16 protein-coding genes are annotated in these 18,216 nt (G+C 40.9%); 9 read left to right on the top strand and 7 right to left on the bottom strand.

What is annotated here, in order from left to right:
- Together SAR02S_RS12740 and mnmG are read right to left on the bottom strand one after the other, a co-directional pair.
- On the bottom strand, nt 1–167 hold a 167-nt coding region (locus tag SAR02S_RS12740), incomplete at its 3' end, for a twin-arginine translocation signal domain-containing protein (protein WP_041957192.1).
- A gap of 94 nt (nt 168–261) precedes the next feature.
- Nucleotides 262–2,127 carry a tRNA uridine-5-carboxymethylaminomethyl(34) synthesis enzyme MnmG gene (gene mnmG, locus SAR02S_RS12735; protein WP_041960322.1) on the bottom strand — a complete coding sequence of 622 codons (1,866 nt, stop codon included), beginning with the start codon at nt 2,125–2,127 and terminating at the stop codon, nt 262–264.
- A gap of 226 nt (nt 2,128–2,353) precedes the next feature.
- Here mnmG and SAR02S_RS12730 point away from each other — a divergent pair, with 226 nt between their 5' ends.
- From SAR02S_RS12730 to SAR02S_RS12720, 3 genes are read left to right on the top strand one after another with little or no spacing between them, the layout of a single operon-like run.
- Nucleotides 2,354–3,082 (top strand): 5-oxoprolinase subunit PxpA, encoded by a 729-nt coding sequence (locus tag SAR02S_RS12730; protein ID WP_084218520.1) that lies wholly within the window; start codon nt 2,354–2,356, stop codon nt 3,080–3,082.
- Complete coding sequence (pxpB, locus tag SAR02S_RS12725; RefSeq protein ID WP_041960313.1) at nt 3,079–3,762, top strand: 5-oxoprolinase subunit PxpB; 684 nt, start codon at nt 3,079–3,081, stop codon at nt 3,760–3,762. Before SAR02S_RS12730 ends, pxpB begins: the two co-directional genes overlap by 4 nt.
- The gene (locus tag SAR02S_RS12720; RefSeq protein ID WP_041960311.1) at nt 3,759–4,691 is read left to right on the top strand and encodes a 5-oxoprolinase subunit C family protein; all 933 of its coding nucleotides are present in this window, start codon (nt 3,759–3,761) and stop codon (nt 4,689–4,691) included. Before pxpB ends, SAR02S_RS12720 begins: the two co-directional genes overlap by 4 nt.
- Before the next feature lie 23 nt (nt 4,692–4,714).
- On the opposite strand, the gene SAR02S_RS12715 is transcribed toward SAR02S_RS12720, so the two are convergent.
- Nucleotides 4,715–6,667 (bottom strand): methyl-accepting chemotaxis protein, encoded by a 1,953-nt coding sequence (locus SAR02S_RS12715; protein ID WP_041960309.1) that lies wholly within the window; start codon nt 6,665–6,667, stop codon nt 4,715–4,717.
- A gap of 224 nt (nt 6,668–6,891) precedes the next feature.
- Here SAR02S_RS12715 and SAR02S_RS12710 point away from each other — a divergent pair, with 224 nt between their 5' ends.
- From SAR02S_RS12710 to SAR02S_RS12700, 3 genes are read left to right on the top strand one after another with little or no spacing between them, the layout of a single operon-like run.
- Nucleotides 6,892–7,500 (top strand): riboflavin synthase, encoded by a 609-nt coding sequence (locus tag SAR02S_RS12710; protein ID WP_041960307.1) that lies wholly within the window; start codon nt 6,892–6,894, stop codon nt 7,498–7,500.
- Complete coding sequence (pgeF, locus tag SAR02S_RS12705) at nt 7,500–8,174, top strand: peptidoglycan editing factor PgeF (protein ID WP_041960305.1); 675 nt, start codon at nt 7,500–7,502, stop codon at nt 8,172–8,174. The genes SAR02S_RS12710 and pgeF overlap by 1 nt, the downstream gene beginning before the upstream one ends.
- The gene (locus SAR02S_RS12700; RefSeq protein WP_041960303.1) at nt 8,171–8,419 is read left to right on the top strand and encodes a hypothetical protein; all 249 of its coding nucleotides are present in this window, start codon (nt 8,171–8,173) and stop codon (nt 8,417–8,419) included. Before pgeF ends, SAR02S_RS12700 begins: the two co-directional genes overlap by 4 nt.
- Nucleotide 8,420: 1 nt before the next feature.
- On the opposite strand, the gene tpx is transcribed toward SAR02S_RS12700, so the two are convergent.
- From tpx to SAR02S_RS12685, 3 genes are all read right to left on the bottom strand, one after another.
- The gene (gene tpx / locus SAR02S_RS12695; RefSeq protein WP_041960301.1) at nt 8,421–8,963 is read right to left on the bottom strand and encodes a thiol peroxidase; all 543 of its coding nucleotides are present in this window, start codon (nt 8,961–8,963) and stop codon (nt 8,421–8,423) included.
- A 70-nt stretch (nt 8,964–9,033) separates the two neighbouring features.
- Entirely contained in the window at nt 9,034–11,487 is a 2,454-nt protein-coding gene (locus tag SAR02S_RS12690) for a diguanylate cyclase (protein ID WP_041960299.1), read from the bottom strand.
- Between the two features lie 82 nt (nt 11,488–11,569).
- A complete protein-coding gene (locus SAR02S_RS12685; protein WP_041960297.1) occupies nt 11,570–12,808 on the bottom strand; it encodes an HD-GYP domain-containing protein in 1,239 nt (412 codons plus the stop codon).
- A gap of 99 nt (nt 12,809–12,907) precedes the next feature.
- On the opposite strand from SAR02S_RS12685, the gene SAR02S_RS12680 reads away from it, so the two are divergent.
- Nucleotides 12,908–13,804 carry a DMT family transporter gene (locus tag SAR02S_RS12680; RefSeq protein ID WP_041960295.1) on the top strand — a complete coding sequence of 299 codons (897 nt, stop codon included), beginning with the start codon at nt 12,908–12,910 and terminating at the stop codon, nt 13,802–13,804.
- On the opposite strand, the gene SAR02S_RS12675 is transcribed toward SAR02S_RS12680, so the two are convergent.
- Complete coding sequence (locus SAR02S_RS12675) at nt 13,782–15,212, bottom strand: EAL domain-containing protein (protein ID WP_041960293.1); 1,431 nt, start codon at nt 15,210–15,212, stop codon at nt 13,782–13,784. The genes SAR02S_RS12680 and SAR02S_RS12675 overlap by 23 nt on opposite strands.
- A gap of 261 nt (nt 15,213–15,473) precedes the next feature.
- On the opposite strand from SAR02S_RS12675, the gene SAR02S_RS12670 reads away from it, so the two are divergent.
- A complete protein-coding gene (locus tag SAR02S_RS12670) occupies nt 15,474–17,894 on the top strand; it encodes a heavy metal translocating P-type ATPase (RefSeq protein WP_041960292.1) in 2,421 nt (806 codons plus the stop codon).
- A 2-nt stretch (nt 17,895–17,896) separates the two neighbouring features.
- Nucleotides 17,897–18,136, top strand: a complete 240-nt coding sequence (gene ccoS, locus SAR02S_RS12665; protein ID WP_041960290.1) for a cbb3-type cytochrome oxidase assembly protein CcoS — start codon at nt 17,897–17,899, stop codon at nt 18,134–18,136.
- The last annotated feature ends 80 nt before the right edge of the window (nt 18,137–18,216 follow it).

The raw sequence follows: 18,216 nt of genomic DNA, 5'->3' as shown, positions 1-18,216 counted from the left end.
CCCTCTTTCATAGGAGAGAGATCAACGGTGATGAATCCAGCAGATTGTACACTTGGAAGTGGGTCCCAAGTCTTTTTCATAGCGCCAAGGGCTATTACACCACCTGCCGCTGCAAAACCGCCGAATGCCATGCCTATAAAGTCTCTTCTGCTTGTCTCAACAGCCATTCTTTTTCCTTTCGTGTTGTTTAATTTGTGACAATTTTATCGCATCTTATATTAAGAATCTATGACACACGTCAATTATATATTTGTTACAATTTTATTTCTTATTAAAAATTTTAATATACACATGTAAGATATCCAGTGCTGCTGGGGTGATCCCGCTAATTTCACTGGCTGCAAAAAGCGTTGGTGGATTGAAACGTTGTAACTTTTCGACTACTTCGTTACTCAGTCCTGAAATCGAGCTAAAATCCATCATTGGTGGGATTTTAACATTGATCATCTCTTTCATTGTGTCTATTTGGTCTTTTTGCTTTTCAATATAATTTTTATATTTGGCTTCAATCAAAATCTGCTCTTTAGCATCTTCATTAAACGCGCTTACCATAGGTGCTAATTTTTCAAGTTTTTCTACGGTAAATTCTGAACGTGCAACGATCTTTTGAAGCGTGACTTTATCGGTGATCTTCTCTTCACCAATGTTGGCTAAAAAGGCGTTGTTCTCATTCGACGGTGTCAGTGTTGTCGCTTCAAGATAGGCAAGCCCTTCGTTTAAATGCATCTGTTTTTTCACCACGTGTTCATGGGTTTGCTCATCAATTAAACCGATTTTATAACCATATGGCGTGAGTCTTAAATCCGCGTTGTCTTCACGAAGCAATAAACGATACTCGGCACGAGAGGTAAACATACGGTATGGTTCTTTCGTGCCTTTGGTGACCAAATCATCAATCAAAACACCAATATAGGCTTCATCACGTCTTAAAATCAAAGGCTCTTCATCTCTTAAACTCAAAGATGCGTTAATGCCTGCCATCAAACCTTGTGCCGCAGCTTCTTCATAGCCTGTGGTTCCATTGATCTGTCCTGCACAGTAAAGACCTGATATTTTTTTGGTCTCTAATGTATGGTTAAGTTCGGTAGGATCGACATAATCGTACTCAATCGCATAACCAAAGCGAACAATCTTTGCATTTTCCATTCCTTCAACGGAGTGGATCATGCCAAGTTGCGTGTCAGTTGGAAGAGAGGTGCTAAAACCATTGATGTAGTACTCCGTCGCTTCGCGTGTTTGAGGCTCTACAAAGAGATGGTGGCGCTCTTTGTCACGGAAGCGGTTGATTTTATCTTCAATGCTAGGGCAGTAACGTGGCCCAATACCTTCAATTTGCCCTGTAAAAAGAGGAGCACGGTGGAAATTGCTCTCGATGATGGTATGGGTTTCTTCGTTTGTATACGCGATGTAGCAAGGGAGTTGGAATGGTTTAAACGTTGCTCGATCGGTTCTAAAACTAAACGGGATCGGGTTCTCATCTCCTGGTTGTAGCTCCATTTTCGAAAAATCAATTGTTTTTGCATCAATTCTCGCACAGGTACCTGTTTTAAGGCGTCCCATGTTGATGCCCAGTGATTGGATAGAGTCTGAGAGTTTCATGGAAGGAAACTCTCCCACGCGACCTGATTGGTGTTTGTACTCACCAATATGAATCAGACCTTTTAAAAATGTTCCAGTAGTAATAATGATTTTTTGAGCATGGTAGTGGTTACCCATGGCTGTAATAACGCCTGTCACTTTTCCATCTTCCGTAACGATCTCGTCAACAATTTCTTGAGCGACACTGAGATTTTCCGTGTTTAAAACGATGGTACGCATGTAGATGCGGTATCGATCCATATCGATTTGAGCGCGACTGCCTCTAACGGCGGGGCCTTTAGAGAGATTAAGGGTTCGAAATTGAATACCCGCAGCATCGGTTGCAAGTGCCATCTGCCCACCCAGCGCGTCAAGTTCTTTCACCAAATGCCCTTTAGCCAGACCACCAATAGCGGGGTTACAGCTTGCTGCTCCAATTTGCTCTGCTAAAATAGAGATAAGAAGGGTTTTATGCCCAAGTCTTGCGGACGCTAAAGATGCTTCAATACCTGCATGTCCACCACCAATTACAATCACGTCATATTTCATAATACTCATACCTTCATTCATACATAATTCTTATCATTATACTACTAATTGACTGTATATTAAATTGAGAAAATAAAACTAAATGAATGGGTATTGGTGGAAAATAAGGGCACGTTGTATCTTTACATGTAAAGCTTTTTTGCTATTTGGTTATTTATTAGCCTTTTACTTTAATCGAACTGTGATACCATTATTTCAAAATTTTTCTTCCGATTAGGAGAAGGTGATGATCAAATTAAACTGTGATGCAGGTGAGAGTTTTGGTTCATGGAAAATGGGGCTTGATGAAGCCATAATGCCTTATGTGGATATGGCCAATTTTGCGTGTGGGTTTCATGCGGGAGATCCTGTGATTATGGATCGTTCCATTAAGCTTGCACTGAAGCATGGCGTTACCATTGGGGCGCACCCCGCGTATCCTGATTTGGTGGGCTTTGGTAGACGAAGTATGGTTTGCTCTTTGGAAGAGGTTGAGACAATGGTCATTTACCAAATTGGCGCACTTCAAGGCTTTGTGACTGCCAATGGTGCCACACTTTCGTATGTCAAACCGCATGGTGGACTTTACAACGATATGATGAAAGACGAGCGTATTTTTAGAGCCATTGCTTCAGCGGTTGCGCGCTTAAATCCAAAACTTAAATTGATGATTCTCTCGATGGTGGATACTTCCAAGCAAGAAGCTATCGCCAAAGAGCTTGGATTAGAGCTGATCTATGAAGTTTTTGCCGATCGCGCGTATGATGACAGCGGTCTGTTGGTGGCTCGCAGTCAAAAAGGAGCTGTGCTTCACGATGTGGAGGCAGTTATTGAGCGTTTAAAACTGCTTCAAAAAGAGGGCGTTCTTGAGACCATTTCGGGTAAAAAAATCGCACTCAGGGCCGATACCTTGTGTGTACATGGCGATAATGAAGAAGCCGTTAAAATGGTAGAAACCCTTAGGAAAAGCATGTGAGTCGCGTTTATAAAATTGCCTCAGAGTCGTCCGTTATTGTCTATTTTGGAAGCAGTATTGATCCTGCCATTTCGCAAGAGGTACAAAAAGCCTACCTTGCGTTAAAGGCTGAAAAATGTGAAAGTTTTTTTGAAATAATCCCTTCTTATGCATCGTTGATGGTGAGTTATGATCTTATGCAATTTGATTTTGATGGGGTGTGTGCGAAGATCGAGAAGATTATTCATCATGCCGAAGAGATTACAATGAGTGAGCCTAAAATCATTACGATTCCAACGTATTATGGAGTTGAAGTTGGGTTGGATTTACAGCTTTTAGCAGAAGAAAAAAACCTGAGTGTGGAAGAGATTATCGCTTTACATGTAAAAGGGTTGTACAGTGTGTATGCGATTGGTTTTGCTCCTGGCTTTGCATATTTGGGCGAAATTGATGAGCGTTTAGCAACCTCTCGTTTAGCGAGTCCGAGGAAGGCTGTTCCCAAAGGCAGTGTCTCGATTGCTGATCGTCAGACCGCAGTTTATCCAAGCCAAAGCCCTGGTGGTTGGAAAGTTTTAGGGCGTACACCTACGGCGATGTTTGATGCCGCTTATGATGGACTTTCCCTTTTACATGTAGGCGATCACGTGCAATTTGAGCCGATCTCTAAGGCGGAATTTTTAAGACTAGGAGGCGAGCTATGAGTAGAGGCTTTTTAGTCGAAAATGGTGGTGTTCAAAGTTGTATCCAAGATGCGGGACGCAGAGGTTTTAGTGACATCGGTCTTACCCAAAGTGGTGCTATGGATGAGATGGCTTTTGGGTATGCCAACTTTTTAGTCGGTAATGATTTTAATACATCTACCATCGAAATAGCACTGGGAGGCGTAACACTCAAAGCGCAAGAAGAGATGTGCATTGCCATTTGTGGGGCAACGATGCATCCAAAACTGAATGGTCACACCATGAGTTTATGGCAAGTTCATCAGCTCAAAAAGGGCGATGTGCTCTCGTTTGGCTATGCGAGTGAAGGGCAATTTGCGTATCTTGCTGTTGCAGGAGGGTTTCAAACACCTCACCTTTATGGCAGTTTTTCAACGAGTATTAAAGAAGGACTGGGCGGCATTGAAGGAAGAAAGCTCAAAGCGGGTGATCAGCTCCCAACTTCTGGCGCGCGTTGTCCTATGGATAGACGAAAACTTGAAAAACAGCATATACCACACTACCCTGATGAAATAACCCTTCGTTTGGTTAAAGGGTATCAAGAAGAGATGTTCGATAACAAAGCGCAAGAGACATTTTTTAACAGTGTTTACACCTTTAAAGGCGAGGGTGATCGTATGGGGTATCGTTTGAGTGGCGAAAAAGTGGTGCCAAGTACGACGGGCATTTTATCTGAACCAATTTGCTATGGCGCGGTGCAAATTCCAAGTCATGGTGAGCCCATTGTGCTTTTAAAAGAGCGTCAAACCATTGGGGGTTATCCGAAGATTGGTTCCGTGATTGCGGTGGATTGTTTTAAACTAGCGCAGCTTCGAGCAGGTGGACGAGTACGATTTGTCGAGGTGAGTTTAGAGGAAGCTAGAAGAGTCACGCATGCTTTTTATACTTTTTTTGGAGCTAAAGGAGTGTAATAACACTCCTTTAGCAAGGCGTATTAGGTTCTAAAATTTCCTAAGACATGGTTGAGTTTGTCGGTCAAGTCACTGAGGTGTTCGGTTGCACCACTGACTTCTTCCATACTGCGTGTATTGCTAATCGTAATCGTGTTAATCTCTTCGATTTTAGCGACAATGGCATCCACTTTTTTACCCGTTTCTACGTAATCTTTTACCGTGTTTTCACTTGAGACGGTTGCATTGTCCATAATGACGGCTGTTTCATTGATGTTTTTTTCTACCTCAGAAGCAATTTTGGTGAGATTTTCCATACTTCTGGAATTACTGTTCATGTGATCACTAGCATCGTTAATCGCTTGAACGATGACATTGATGGTAGCATTAATCTCTGTTAAACTTTTTTGTGTTCGCTCAGCCAAGTTTCTTACTTCATCGGCGACAACGGCAAAACCTCGTCCATGCTCTCCCGCACGTGCTGCCTCAATGGCGGCATTGAGGGCTAGAAGATTGGTTTGATCTGCGATGTCAGAGATAACCGTTAAAACACCTTTGACTTGGTCAGCGTCATTACTCAGCTGTGAGATTTGACGTGCAAGTTCAACTTCGGTATGTGCGCTTGATTGGACTTGGTCTGCCATTTTGAGAACTTGATTTTTCGCATTGGTCAGTTTAGCGTGTGCTTGTGCGATCTCTTCTTCGGATTTTTTTGCTTTTTGCAATGAATGGGAAAGCTCTTCTTTAATGTTTCGTGACATGGTATTGGTTTCATTGACGATGCTGGATGTCTCTTCGGCTCTTCGTCCCACTTCGAGTGCTGTGGAGTTAAGTTCATTCGCGACAGAAGCATTTTCGTTGCTTGAGGATTTTGCCATACTCACGGTGTTTCGAACTTTTTCGATAAAAAGGTTAAACGCTTTGGATGCAAGTCCTATCTCATCACCACTTAAAACATCCATCTGTTTGGTGAGATCACCATCGCCGCTGGCAAGATTGTCTGCTCGTACTTTAAGTTCTTTTACGGGGTTAATGACAGATTTTTTAAGCGTTAGAACCAGCATGCCCATGATGATCATGGTGATGATACACATAACGATGATCTGTTTGACCAAAACATACTGTGCTTCGTGTACGACTGCTTTAACTGCTTGAATTTCTTTAGCGATTAAGACTTCGCCTGCTCTGGTTCCATCAAATGATTTGAGTTCATCTCTCACAATAAAGTAGGTTGCCGTTGAAAAGCTTTTCCCTTTGGTAGAGAGGTCAAGATCTTTGATCTCGTCAAAGAGTTTCATATCGGTGATCTCTTTCGCTTGTGAAAGAGCGGTGTCTTTCGCTAAAAGTGCATCTTTTGCGCCAGCGCTCAGATTGAGAAGTTTTTTGTCGGTTAAAAAGATAACACTGGCTTTCAAGTCCGTTTTGGCATTTTTAGCAACAGAGTCAAAAGAGTCGATAAATTCAACTGAACCCAAGTAGTCACCCTCTTTGATGATCGGTGCAACACCGCGTAAAGACATGCCAGCTACACCCATTTCAATGGCAGTAAGAGGTTGTTTTGACTCTTTGACTTTTTTGATGGTTTGGCGAAAACTTGAGAGGTCATCACCAAATTTGTTTGGCATCCACTCCCTGAGAAAACTTTTAATATCTTTGGTATGGATGTGGATTTGCGCTTCTTTAAAGTCCGTTTTTTCTTTATAAAGCGTCGTCAGTTCTTTAAGACCTTTAATCGCAATAGCGCGGTCGTTATTCAGTAGAGAGTCTATGACGTAATAGTTGGAAGCAATGGTGATAGCATTGGTGAGTGCTACATCGTATTTTGCCTCTAATTGGTTCTTAACGTAGATCTTTAATGTCTCTTGTTCTTTGCCATAGACATCTTTTTCGATACCTTGAATACTAAGATAGGAGGAAAAAAGAATGAGAATAAACCCTATAATAATGCCTCCAAAAAGAGGAATATAAATTTTCTGTGAAATTGTCCAATGATTCATTATCGCATCTCCCTACACAGTTTTGTATCTGCCTATTATAAGCATTTCAGCTTTAATATGAATACTATCACTAAAAAAAGGGGAAAAAAGGGGGAAAATTGTAAAGTACCCAATGATTCATCTCTTGATGGCTTAAAAAAGAGCGTCAGGATTGCGTATTCACTTATGCAAGATAAACCCTAAAAGCGTTATAATAGAAAAGATAAATAGACAAAAGGTAAAGTATGTTTACAGGGTTGATTCGAGAATTCGCAGAAGTTGCCAGTTATTCCAATAACATTTTGACGCTTCGTGCGACCTATAAACCTAACATTGGCGATAGCATTGCCATCAATGGTGCGTGTTTGACGGTCATAGAGCTTTTTGAGGGTGGTTTTAGTGTGGAACTCTCATTGGAAAGTAGGTCATTACTCGCTGTTGAAAACCTTAAAGGAAAAGTGCATATGGAACCAGCGCTTGCCCTAGGAGATCGCCTTGATGGGCATATGGTGCAAGGGCATGTGGACTGTGTCGGCGTCATAGAGCGTTTCAACCAAAGAGAAAATGGGTTGGATATTGAAGTGAGTATTCCTGAAAAACAGATCACGTTTGTCATTCCTAAAGGCAGCATTACCATTGATGGTGTGAGTTTGACGGTCAATGATGTCAGCAAAAAGAGTTTTCGCTTAACGATTATTCCGCACACGCTTCAAAAAACACTGATCGGAAGTTATAAAGTAGGGCAAAAAGTTAACGTTGAAACCGATATGTTTGCGCGTTATCTCCATCATATGTTTAGCAAAAAAGATGCACTTGATTGGAATAGCGTGGATCGCATTATGGCGACCTATTGATGCAGCATCATTTTACGACACGCTTTGAGGGCGTCAGTCTGGCTCCTTTTGATAGCCTCAATTTAGGATTACATGTAAACGATAATGCTTTACATGTAACGAAAAATCGTGAAATTTTAAAAGAAAAATTGGGTGTTTCCAAACTTGTTTTTATGGATCAAGTGCATAGCGATTGTATTGTGTGTATTGAAACGGGCGATGAAGCACCCACGTGTGACGCGATGATAACCAATGTGCAAGGAATTGGCTTGGCTGTCATGGTCGCAGATTGTATCCCCATACTTTTTTACGATGCCAAACATGAAGCCATTGGCGTTGCGCATGCGGGACGTGTTGGAACGCTTTTACAGGTAGGTCAGAAAACTGCTCTTGCGATGGGTGAGCGTTTTGGTTCACGCATGGAAGAGTTAAAAATTTGGATGGGTCCTTCGATTCATCAATGTTGTTATGAAGTAGGTTTTGAAGCAACAAAAGGGTTTGAAAATTTTTTACATGTAAAAGAGAATAACTACTTTTTGGATTTACAAAGCTACAACCATGCGGCATTTGTAGCACTGGGAATTAAGCCAGAAAATATGGATATATCAGATGTCTGTACATGCTGTGATACGGATTATTTTTCGTACCGAAGAGACAAAATAACAGGACGTTTTGCAGGAGTGATTGCGTTATGATACCTAAAGGATTGTCGCACTACCAAAGTGTGCAAAAAAGTGTTTCAGAGCTTCATAATAGGCATTTTTTAGAAAAAATTATAGATAAAGCCGCACTTTATGATATTGCTTTTTTACAAAACAGAGCTTTGATGGAGATGATTATAGAGCTTCCAGAACAGAATGTTGATGAGGCGACGATGAAAAGAATGCAGAAGCTCCTCTCGTGGCTTTATCAGACACAAGAGGAAGCAAAACTAAGTTAGATTAGCGTGCACCACAGCCACATTTGTGTGATGGAGCGACGGTCTCTTTAAGCGCGCATAATGCCGCTTCGTAATTTGGTTCTTCTGTAATTTCAGGACAGATCTCTTTGTAAACAACTTTACCGCTTTTATCGACGACGAAGATAGCTCTTGCACTGAGTCCTTTAAGTGGACCATCCGCAATTAAAACGCCATAAGCATTTGCTAAAGCTCTTTCTCTAAAATCGCTACCTACTTGAAGGTTTTCAATTCCCTCAGTCGTACAAAAACGTCCCATCGCAAATGGAAGATCCATAGAGGCAACGACAACAGTTGCATCAGGAGTTGCTGCAGCTTTTGTGTTAAATGTACGTGTCTCTTGAGCACAGACTGCTGTGTCTAATGAAGGTACGATAACGATGATTTGAGCTTTATCACTCGCTCCACCGACTTTGATTTCACTTAAGTCTTTTGCTACAAGTGTTACAACGGGTGCGTTATCGCCAACATTTATTTGTGCGCCTGAAAGTGCTACTGGATTACCTTTGAGTTTGGTTGTTGCCATTGTGTGTCCTTTTTAGAAAATATTTGAAAATTATAGCTAACTCGGATAAATAAACTCTTAATTTAAAAAGTTAGAGAATTTGTACTTGATTTCGACCTTTTCGTTTTGCATCATAAAGTGCCTCATCGGAGCGTTTAATGATGTCAAAAACTTCTTTATCACTCTCTTTAAGCGAACTTATACCAATACTGACGGTAATGGCAGGTAAATTTTGAGTATTTCCCGTTGTTCTCTCGATGCACTCACGAATTTTCTCCGCTAAGATTCGAGCACCATCCAGTGAGGTGTTTTGAATGCAAATACAAAACTCTTCGCCGCCAATCCGTCCAAAAATATCGCTTTGTCGAATCATCTCTTTGATGGTTTTACAGAAAAATTTCAACACTTCGTCCCCTTTGGCATGTCCGTAAGTGTCATTAACATGTTTGAAAAAGTCAATGTCTAAGGAAAGAATATGAAGCTCCATAGCGTTGCGTTTTGCCATGTGAAAGTACTGCGTTGCCATGAGTAAAAAATGCCTGCGATTGTCTATTTTTGTGAGTTCATCGGTGTTAGCGAGTTCTTTGAGTTTAGAGTTAAGAAGGCTCAGTTCGTGTGTACGCTGTTGCACTTCTTGTTCGAGTGTTTCATTGAAGTTTTGAATTTCATTGGTACGATCACGGAGCTTTTTATTGAGACGTTGAATGAAAATCATAAAGGCAACGGAGATGAGAAATACGATAAAAAGCCCTAGAAACAGGTATCGGTATTTGAGGATGACGTCAACGAACGTATAGGGTTCTTGCTCATAAGGATAGATGTTAAACTCTTTGAGAATGGCATGTACTTTGGAGTAATCTAGAGGCGTTTTAAGGCGAAACGCTTGCGTTGCTTTAGACGAGGATGAGAGTTTTAAGAGCGTGCTTAGGACTTCATTGGTGAGGTATTCGGAGGTATGCGGTGCTTTGGCTAAAACCCACTCTGGATAGAGCTCGGTACTCGATACAAATGGAAAATTGGGATGTTTTTTGTCCCCTAAAATTTTGACATCACTCAGTTTTAAAATGCCTTCATCTTGCATTTTTTCTAATACATTGGTTCGAATAATTCCTACATCAATACGTCCATCTAAAACAGCTTTGACGACATTGTTATGCGTTTCCCAAAAGGTGGTATTTTGGGTAAGTGAAGGATTATTAAGCTCTTTAATACCTAAAAGATAACCGCCAAAAGAGTGTGGCGAAACCGCCCCTACCTTTTTACCTTTAAGATCACTGTAATTTTCAATCTTGGCATCTGCTTTGCTGAAGATAACACTGCCATACTCACTGTAATAGTGCTCTTTGTAGCGAGGACTAAGTGTTGCAATACGGCTTAATCCATACAACTGTTCAAGTTGGATGGCATTGACAGGGTTGGTGATGACAAATTCTACTTCACCTTTTTCTAGACTTGTTTTCATCTCGTCAAAATTTAAAGGCACAATGCTAAATTGATGGGAAGGAAAGAGGGTGCTTAAGTATTGCGCACTATCACTCCATGTTTTTGGAAACGTATCACTTCCTTCTCGGCTAGATAAAATGCCAATTTTAACTATATCTTTTGCAAAATGAAGAGGATCTACAAAGCCTTGTAAGTCATAGCGATTTTGTAGAATACCACTGATTTTATAGACATTGGCGATCTCTTCAAATTTTTTAGTTTCAATCATCCCAAAAGGTTTATCCTCATCAAAAGCAAGTTTTTTAAGCGTTTCGCCCTCGTAAATGAGAGCTTCAAGGCTTTTATGTTGCGTGTTGTATTTTTCGTAAATAAGCTGAGCCGTTTGCGGGATATGCTCAAAGGCCCATTCCCACCCTTGTTTGGTCGCTGTATAAAAGCGCTTAGCACGTTCTTTATGCAAAGATATTTCACGCTCAGATGTAAAAAGAATGTCGCCATAGAAGTCAAAGCCATGCTCTTTAGGGTTTAAAATGGTATGGGTGATATTGCGCTCATTCAGTAAAAAAGGTTCATTGGAGATATAGCACGCCATTGCATCGACATTATTGTTAATCAGATCATCAAGGTTAAAAGAGGGTTGACGCAAAAAGATATCCTCTATTTTGACACCATGACTCATAAGCATCGATAAAATACTAACTGAGCTAGACTCTTCAATGCTCATCATAATGATACGATTAAAGAGGTCGTCGGGTGTTTTGATAACAGGATTGGTAGAAATAAGAACAGAAGGTGAGTGTTGAAACAGAGCCATCAATGCAACGATAGGTTTTTGGTTATGGCGATCGATAATCAGTGAAGATTTGCCAATGCCGTAAGTGCTTTCACCTGAAATAACACTTTCAACGATATTGGTATTGGGGCGAAATTCTTTGATCGTCACATTAAGATCAAGTTCTTCGTAAAAGCCTTTTTCTTTGGCGATATAAAAGCCCGCTGATTGGAATTGGTGAAGCCATGCAAGCTGTATGGAAATAGGCTCAACGGTATGATGTGCGAAGAGTGTCGTGCAAAAAAAGAGAAAAAAGACAAGTACTCGCATTAGGCTACCACCCCTTTTTGAACACACGCAAATTAATTTTATCACATTCTCTCTCAAAAGGGTGCTACGCTCTTGCACTCTTTTACATGTAAAGCTGTGGATGCAAAGCTTTTTCATAACAATCTTTAAGGTGCATTGCCATTTTATCAACAATCGTTGCATCCAAATTATGATCTTCTACCAGTCTTTCAAGCATTTCATAAGCATCGTCTGCTTTTGGGGGAGTAGAGGCTTGTGTACATTTTTGCTGAATCAAATTTTCAAAGGTATTGGCTGTGGATAAAATACGTGCTTCCAATGGAATTTCCCCAGCGCTAAGTTTAGAAGGGTAGCCTTTGGCATCAAGTGTTTCATGGTGCATGGAGACGATTTTAGCAATAGTCTCAAAGCCTTTGATCTGTTGTAAAATGACTTGTGCATCAAAGCCGTGTCGCCTGATCCTAATGTTGTCTTCATCACTGAGTGAGGTGTTTTTGCAAGCAATGTCATCAGGGATTCTAAGCTTACCCAAATCATGGAAGAGTGCTGCAAGTTCGATCATCTCTTGATCTCGTAGCGAGAGGTCGCATAATTGTGAAAGATAACGTGCTAAAGAGGCTACCCCTAACGTGTGGTGCTGGTGCGTATGCGCTAATTTATCATCAACGACGCCTGCAAACATAAGTGCGATTTTTTTTAAAAGATCGAAAGGTACAGCGCGAATTTCACCTTGATCAATCCAATCTCTGAAATAGTAGTGAATGTATTCGGATTCTAAGTAGTACCAAAACGTATCTGTCTGCGAAATCTCCACAAAAGCTTCCATGAGTTTGGGTGCAAACATAGAGGGTGTGTGCTTTTGAAGAATGGAGCGAATATACTCTTTTTCATGATGGAGGTGTGCTCCAAATTGAGAACGCAAGGCATCGATACGATCGCTTAGATAGATAATATTGGCGTAAAGTTTTGTCTCATCATCAATGTGAGACGTAAAACGTTCCCAGTGCGTATGATGAAGGGCTATAACATCAGCAAAACCACAATAAATGGGGACATTTCTTAAAAGTCGCGCCCCTTTGGTGCAATGCGTTTGGGCATCTTCCCAATCAAGATTGCTCATGATGGTATGATGAACGCCTGTTGAAGAGACGCCACTGTCGTGGAGCATCGCCATAAGCATTATTTTATCCAGTTTTGATTGTCTCCAGCCCAATTTTTTGCCTATTTCACAGGCAATATAAGCTACACGTTTTCCGTGCAGTGTGTCATCGATACCTACATAATCGAGTGCTTCGCAGAGTGCATAGGTAAGCTCTCGTAAATTAAGTTGGTACAGCATCATAAATCTCCTTGAAACTCCATATTCCTATTGAAATTGTATAGCGATTTTGTTGCAATGGCGTTATATTTGTTATAATCACTCCTCAAAAAAAGGATAAAAATGCAAGTCTATGTACTTTTAGTACTGTGTGTGCTCTTTTGGTCTGCCAATTTTGTTATCGGGCGTTTTGTAGCAGGCGTCATTGAGCCGTGGGAAATAGCCTTTTTCAGATGGCTTGGCGTTTTTATCGTAACGCTCCCTTTTTTGCTTTTACATGTAAAGAAAATTTGGCACGCACTCAAAAACCATTTTGGTATTTTAGTTTTGCTCTCAGCCCTTGGTATTGCGTGCTTTAATACACTTTTGTACATTGGGTTACAACAAACGACAGCCACCAATGCGTTGCTGATTAACTCTTCCATTCCTATTATTATTCTTTTTCTCTCGTTTGTGATTCTTAAAACGAGCATTTCTGTGAGGCAGATTGTAGGCATTGTGCTCTCAACACTGGGGGTTGTTTTCTTGGTACTCAAAGGGGATGTGGAGAGTATTCTTACGTTGAGTTTCAATCCAGGCGATTTTTGGGTTATAGCTTCATCTTTGTGTTGGGCAAGTTACAGTGTTTTGGTGAAATTTAGACCGAAGAGTCTCAGTAGTTTTGAGTTTTTCATTACGACGGTAAGCTTGGGCGTTGTAATGCTTTTACCTTTTTATCTGGCGCAAGGTTACACTTTAGCGCGAGAAGTGATGATCGTCACAGAACACACGTGGGTGTTTGCGTATGTGGTTCTTGTGACCTCCATACTTTGCTATTACTTGTGGCACAAGGGGATTGCACAGATTGGGGCGGATAAAACGGGACAATTTACTCATCTCATGCCACTGTTTGGAAGTTTTTTAGCCTATATCTTTTTAGGTGAACGTTTAGAGTGGTACCATTTGGGTGGCATTATAATGATAGGTGGAGGTATTTACCTCTGCTTGTTTGTGAAAACTAAGCTTTGTGCGCGTTCGTAGTAGGAAGGGTGGGTTTTGGTTTGCCAATGTGAAAGCCTTGCGCATAATCAATCCCGATCCCTTTAACACACTGCAATACTTCCTCTGAGTGAACATACTCCGCAATAGTTTTGATGTTAAGCTCTTTAGCAAAGTTCACAATCGTTTTAACAATAATCTTCGTCTCTTCATTGTGGTGAATATTTTTAATGAGACTGCCATCAATCTTGATAAAATCAACTCTTAGTTCAGTGAGGCGTTCAAAGTTGGAGTAGCCTGAGCCAAAATCATCAATGGCAATTTTTGCACCATAAGACTTCACTTGGTCAATAAACTTAGCAATTGCTTCATAATTCTCAATACCATCACTCTCTAAAATCTCAAAAATAACCCATGGGCCTACGTTGAACTCTTCGAGCTTTTCGAGGATGAAGGTTGTGGTGACGATATTGGTCATATCGAGGTAGGAAAGGTTGATGGAAAAGCCACTTGAGGAGATTTGAAAAGTCTCAAACGCTTTTTGAATGAGTGACATCGAGAGTTTTGAGTAGATCTTAGAGTGTTTAGCAACATCTAAAAATTCTGCGGGTAAGTAGTAACTGCCATCCTCTTTTTTGATGCGCATAAGTGTTTCAAACTTCTCAATTTCGTTGGTGCGAAGGTTGAGTATAGGTTGGAAAAAAGGAACCACATAGTCTTTGGCAAGCGCTTCTTTAAGCGTATGGTTCATGGTCATATTGTGATGGTACTCTGCTTCTGTGTGACTACTTTTATCGTAAACAATATACGGGAGGCGTTTGTTTTTCGCCTCTTTACACGCAATGGAAGCGAGCTTTAAAAGGCTTTTTTTACCTTGATGCGCACCGATGGAAAGAGTCGTATCGACTTCGACGTCATCGCAAATGATGCGGTCTTTTGTAATTTTCATCGAGATTTTTTTAAGGTATTTTTTGAGGTTGTATTCGCTAAAAGGGACACGAATCAAAATGGCATAAATGTCAGCTTCAAACTTGTAAAGTGTGGCATCAATCGGCGGGAGATTGTGCGAGAGCCATTCACCGATCACTTTGAGGAATTTGTCGCCAAAGTTATGACCGTAAAAGTTGTTGGTGTTTTGAAAGGAGTCAATATTGATGATAATCAGGGTTGACTCAATGGAAGGGTCAAGGGTTTTGTTGTCCCGTAAAAGTTTAAGACGATTGGGAAGCTTGGTGTTGAGATCGATGTAGAGATTTTTGCGTAGTTCATTTTTCAGTTTTGCATTGCTTTTAAGTAGTTTTGTAACAAAAAAGAGGCTCAAGCTGGTGACAATGGTAAGAAGTATGGAGGCGAGGATGAGAGAGTGATACCAAATGGCAATGTAAATAGGACATAATGCAAGCATCAGGAAAACGCCTGCTTTAACATAGAGCTTTTGAATATTCTCCACTAATTTCCCTTGACCCATGAATACCTACATTTACATGTAGGGGTGGCACTTTAGCACAAAGGTTTTGAAAAAAAAATTAAGCCTACTTTCATATCAGGTTCATCACAAAAAAGTCACGCTATAATAATTTTTAATTGCAAAAAAGTTTCTGCCTCAATAGGAGGCAAGCTTCAGTACCATAGCGGTTAGCGTAGTTTTTCAAGCTTTGCTTGGAAAGCGTGTAAAAAATGAGTTCGCTAAGAACTCTAATGAAAGATTAATATGAGCAAAAAATGTTGCGATCACTGCCATTTAGAATACGATGCTTCTTTGTTACTCCAAGATACAAGTTTTGAAACTCCTCATTTTTTTTGTTGCAAAGGGTGCCAAGGTGTTTTTCATCTTCTAAAGGATGAAGGGCTCGATACATTTTATAAAAAAATGGGAGATGCGACTTTAGATCCTCCCAAAGTAACGATGGATGATACCAGTAGGTTTGATTTGGATGGTTTTATCTCCAAATACGTGAAATCAAATAAAGAGGGTTTTAGTGAGATTGCTTTGGTTATCGAAGGGATTCATTGCAGTGCATGTGTATGGCTGAATGAGAAAGTCCTCTCCAAGCAAGCGGGTATTGTCGAAGTTACCATTAACTACACGAATAATAAAGCAAAGATCGTTTGGGATGGTGACATCCTTAAACTCTCAGAGATTATCGAGACGATTCGAAGTATTGGTTATAACGCTTATCCGTATGACCCTAAAAGTGGCGAAGAGAGAGCTACCGCACAACGCAGGGAGTACTACTCCAAACTTTTAGTAGGAATCTTTGCTACCATGAACGTCATGTGGATTGCGATTGCACAGTATGCGGGCTATTTTACAGGGATGGAAAGCAACATCAAAAGCATTCTTAATTTTGCCGAATTTATTTTGGCTACTCCAACTCTGTTTTACACGGGTTCGGTCTACTTTAAAGGGGCGTATTATGGCATTAAACACCGTTATGTGACGATGGACTTTTTGGTTGCTACGGGAGCAACTCTGACCTATACTTTTTCGATTTATGCGATGTTCTCTAGAAGTGCTGAGGTTTATTTTGATTCGGTAACGATGATTATTACCTTTGTGTTTGCAGGAAAATACTTAGAAGTTTTAACCAAGAAAAAAGCAGTGGATACGTTGGATGCCTTCGGAAGTTCTATGCCGACTGAAGTAACTATCATCAAAGGGGATGAGAAGATTTTAAGCAGTGTGGATTCTGTTGAGATTGGAGAGATCATTGAAGTGCGTGCAGGCGATAAAGTGGCGATTGATGGCGTTATTTTAGAAGGGGAGGGTTCTTTTGATCTCTCGCGTCTGAATGGCGAGTCTATCCCTATTTTATCCCAAAAAGGCGATAAAATTTTGAGTGGCTCGATCTGTTTAGACAGCGTGATTCGCTACCGAGCAACCAATACTTTCTCTTCTTCCATGCTCTCTAAGCTGGTAACGCTCTTAGAAGATGCAATGAATAAAAAGCCTAAGATAGAAAAGCTCGCCAATCAAATTTCAGGGTATTTCTCCCGTACGATTCTCCTGTTAGCGTTTTCAACCTTGCTCTTTTGGTATTATCAAAGTGGCTCGTTTGAGACGGGGTTGATTATTGCGATCTCCGTGATCGTCATTGCGTGCCCGTGCGCTTTAAGTCTTGCAACGCCTGTGGCAACACTGGTGGGGCTTGGATTGGCTGCAAAGCGAGGTATCTTATTTAAAGAGGCGGGGTTTTTGGAGAGCATGGCAAAGTGCAATACGTTGGTTTTAGATAAAACAGGAACGATCACCAAAGGAAAGCCTGAAGTGGTAGCACATGCGTATCTTCACTCGTTTGATAAATCACTGCTTTATGCGCTTGTGAATTCGTCCAATCACCCGATTAGCCAAGGCATTACAAGCTTTTTAAAAGAGAGTGAAAATGCTTTACATGTAAAGCAGCTAGAGCAGATCAAAACGATCGAGGCTAAAGGGGTCAAAGCTGTGTTTGAGGTACATCAGCTTTTAGGTGGAAATGCCAAAATGATGCTAGAGGCTGGTATTGATGTGGTGATGCCTGAAAATTTTGATGCATTCAGCCACTACTTTTTTGCCGTTGATGGTATCTTGGTTGCAACATTTGGTCTTAAAGACAGCCTTAAAGAGGGCGCTCAAGAGAGTATAGCAGCACTTAAAGAGCTTGGTTTGGAGATCATCATGTTAAGCGGTGATCATGTCAGCGTGACGCGTGATATTGCCAACGAGGTAGGCATTGAAGTGTTTGAAGCGGCATTGTTACCGCATGAAAAAGCAGACTACATCGAAATGTTGCGCCAAAAAGGGAAAAAAGTGGTTATGGCAGGTGATGGTATCAACGACACGTTAGCCCTCTCTCAAAGTGAGATTGCGATTTCTATGGGCAGTGGAGCGGATGTTGCGGTGGATGTAAGTGATGTTGTGCTTACCAACGACAGTGTTAAAAGCTTGTATGAGGCTTTTGTGATTTCACGCAAGAGTCTTCGTGTGGTGAAAGAGAATTTGCTCTTTTCGCTCCTTTACAATGTCGTCACGATTCCTTTGGCGATGAGTGGGTATGTTATACCGTTGTTTGCAGCGCTTTCAATGTCACTGAGTTCTTTAGTGGTGGTTGGGAATTCGATGCGTATTAAAAACGTTTTTAAAAGGCCGTAGAGATGGATGGTTGGATTGTTGCGATGATGTTAGGAGCTTCCACACTTTTGGGAGCATTTGGTTTGTGGGCATTGCTTTGGGGGATTCGAAGTGGACAATTCGATGATCATAAAAAATTTTTAGATGGTGCGCAATTTGACAGTGAAGAAGCACTTAATGATGCGGTGATGATGGAACGTAAAAAAGCGGATATTTTAAAACAAAAAGAGAAAAGAGAGACAGGATATGCCCCACCGGATTAATGGGTAGATGATTGATATCAACGGAAGTTAAAATCATGCCTTGAAGAGGTAAGCTTTAGCGCTCCAGTGGCATAACGATG

Source organism: Sulfurospirillum arsenophilum NBRC 109478 (genome assembly GCF_000813345.1).
Taxonomy (GTDB): Bacteria; Campylobacterota; Campylobacteria; order Campylobacterales; family Sulfurospirillaceae; genus Sulfurospirillum; species Sulfurospirillum arsenophilum.
This window is presented reverse-complemented; position numbering and strand designations above follow the sequence as displayed.

Bases quoted from the DNA above. Each gene is read 5' to 3' on its own strand.
- mnmG (WP_041960322.1), bottom strand. From the start codon at position 2,127: ATGAAATATGACGTGATTGTAATTGGTGGTGGACATGCAGGTATTGAA.
- SAR02S_RS12730 (WP_084218520.1), top strand. From the start codon at position 2,354: ATGATCAAATTAAACTGTGATGCAGGTGAGAGTTTTGGTTCATGGAAA.
- SAR02S_RS12720 (WP_041960311.1), top strand. From the start codon at position 3,759: ATGAGTAGAGGCTTTTTAGTCGAAAATGGTGGTGTTCAAAGTTGTATC.
- SAR02S_RS12715 (WP_041960309.1), bottom strand. From the start codon at position 6,667: ATGAATCATTGGACAATTTCACAGAAAATTTATATTCCTCTTTTTGGA.
- SAR02S_RS12710 (WP_041960307.1), top strand. From the start codon at position 6,892: ATGTTTACAGGGTTGATTCGAGAATTCGCAGAAGTTGCCAGTTATTCC.
- pgeF (WP_041960305.1), top strand. From the start codon at position 7,500: ATGCAGCATCATTTTACGACACGCTTTGAGGGCGTCAGTCTGGCTCCT.
- SAR02S_RS12700 (WP_041960303.1), top strand. From the start codon at position 8,171: ATGATACCTAAAGGATTGTCGCACTACCAAAGTGTGCAAAAAAGTGTT.
- tpx (WP_041960301.1), bottom strand. From the start codon at position 8,963: ATGGCAACAACCAAACTCAAAGGTAATCCAGTAGCACTTTCAGGCGCA.
- SAR02S_RS12690 (WP_041960299.1), bottom strand. From the start codon at position 11,487: ATGCGAGTACTTGTCTTTTTTCTCTTTTTTTGCACGACACTCTTCGCA.
- SAR02S_RS12685 (WP_041960297.1), bottom strand. From the start codon at position 12,808: ATGATGCTGTACCAACTTAATTTACGAGAGCTTACCTATGCACTCTGC.
- SAR02S_RS12680 (WP_041960295.1), top strand. From the start codon at position 12,908: ATGCAAGTCTATGTACTTTTAGTACTGTGTGTGCTCTTTTGGTCTGCC.
- SAR02S_RS12670 (WP_041960292.1), top strand. From the start codon at position 15,474: ATGAGCAAAAAATGTTGCGATCACTGCCATTTAGAATACGATGCTTCT.
- ccoS (WP_041960290.1), top strand. From the start codon at position 17,897: ATGGATGGTTGGATTGTTGCGATGATGTTAGGAGCTTCCACACTTTTG.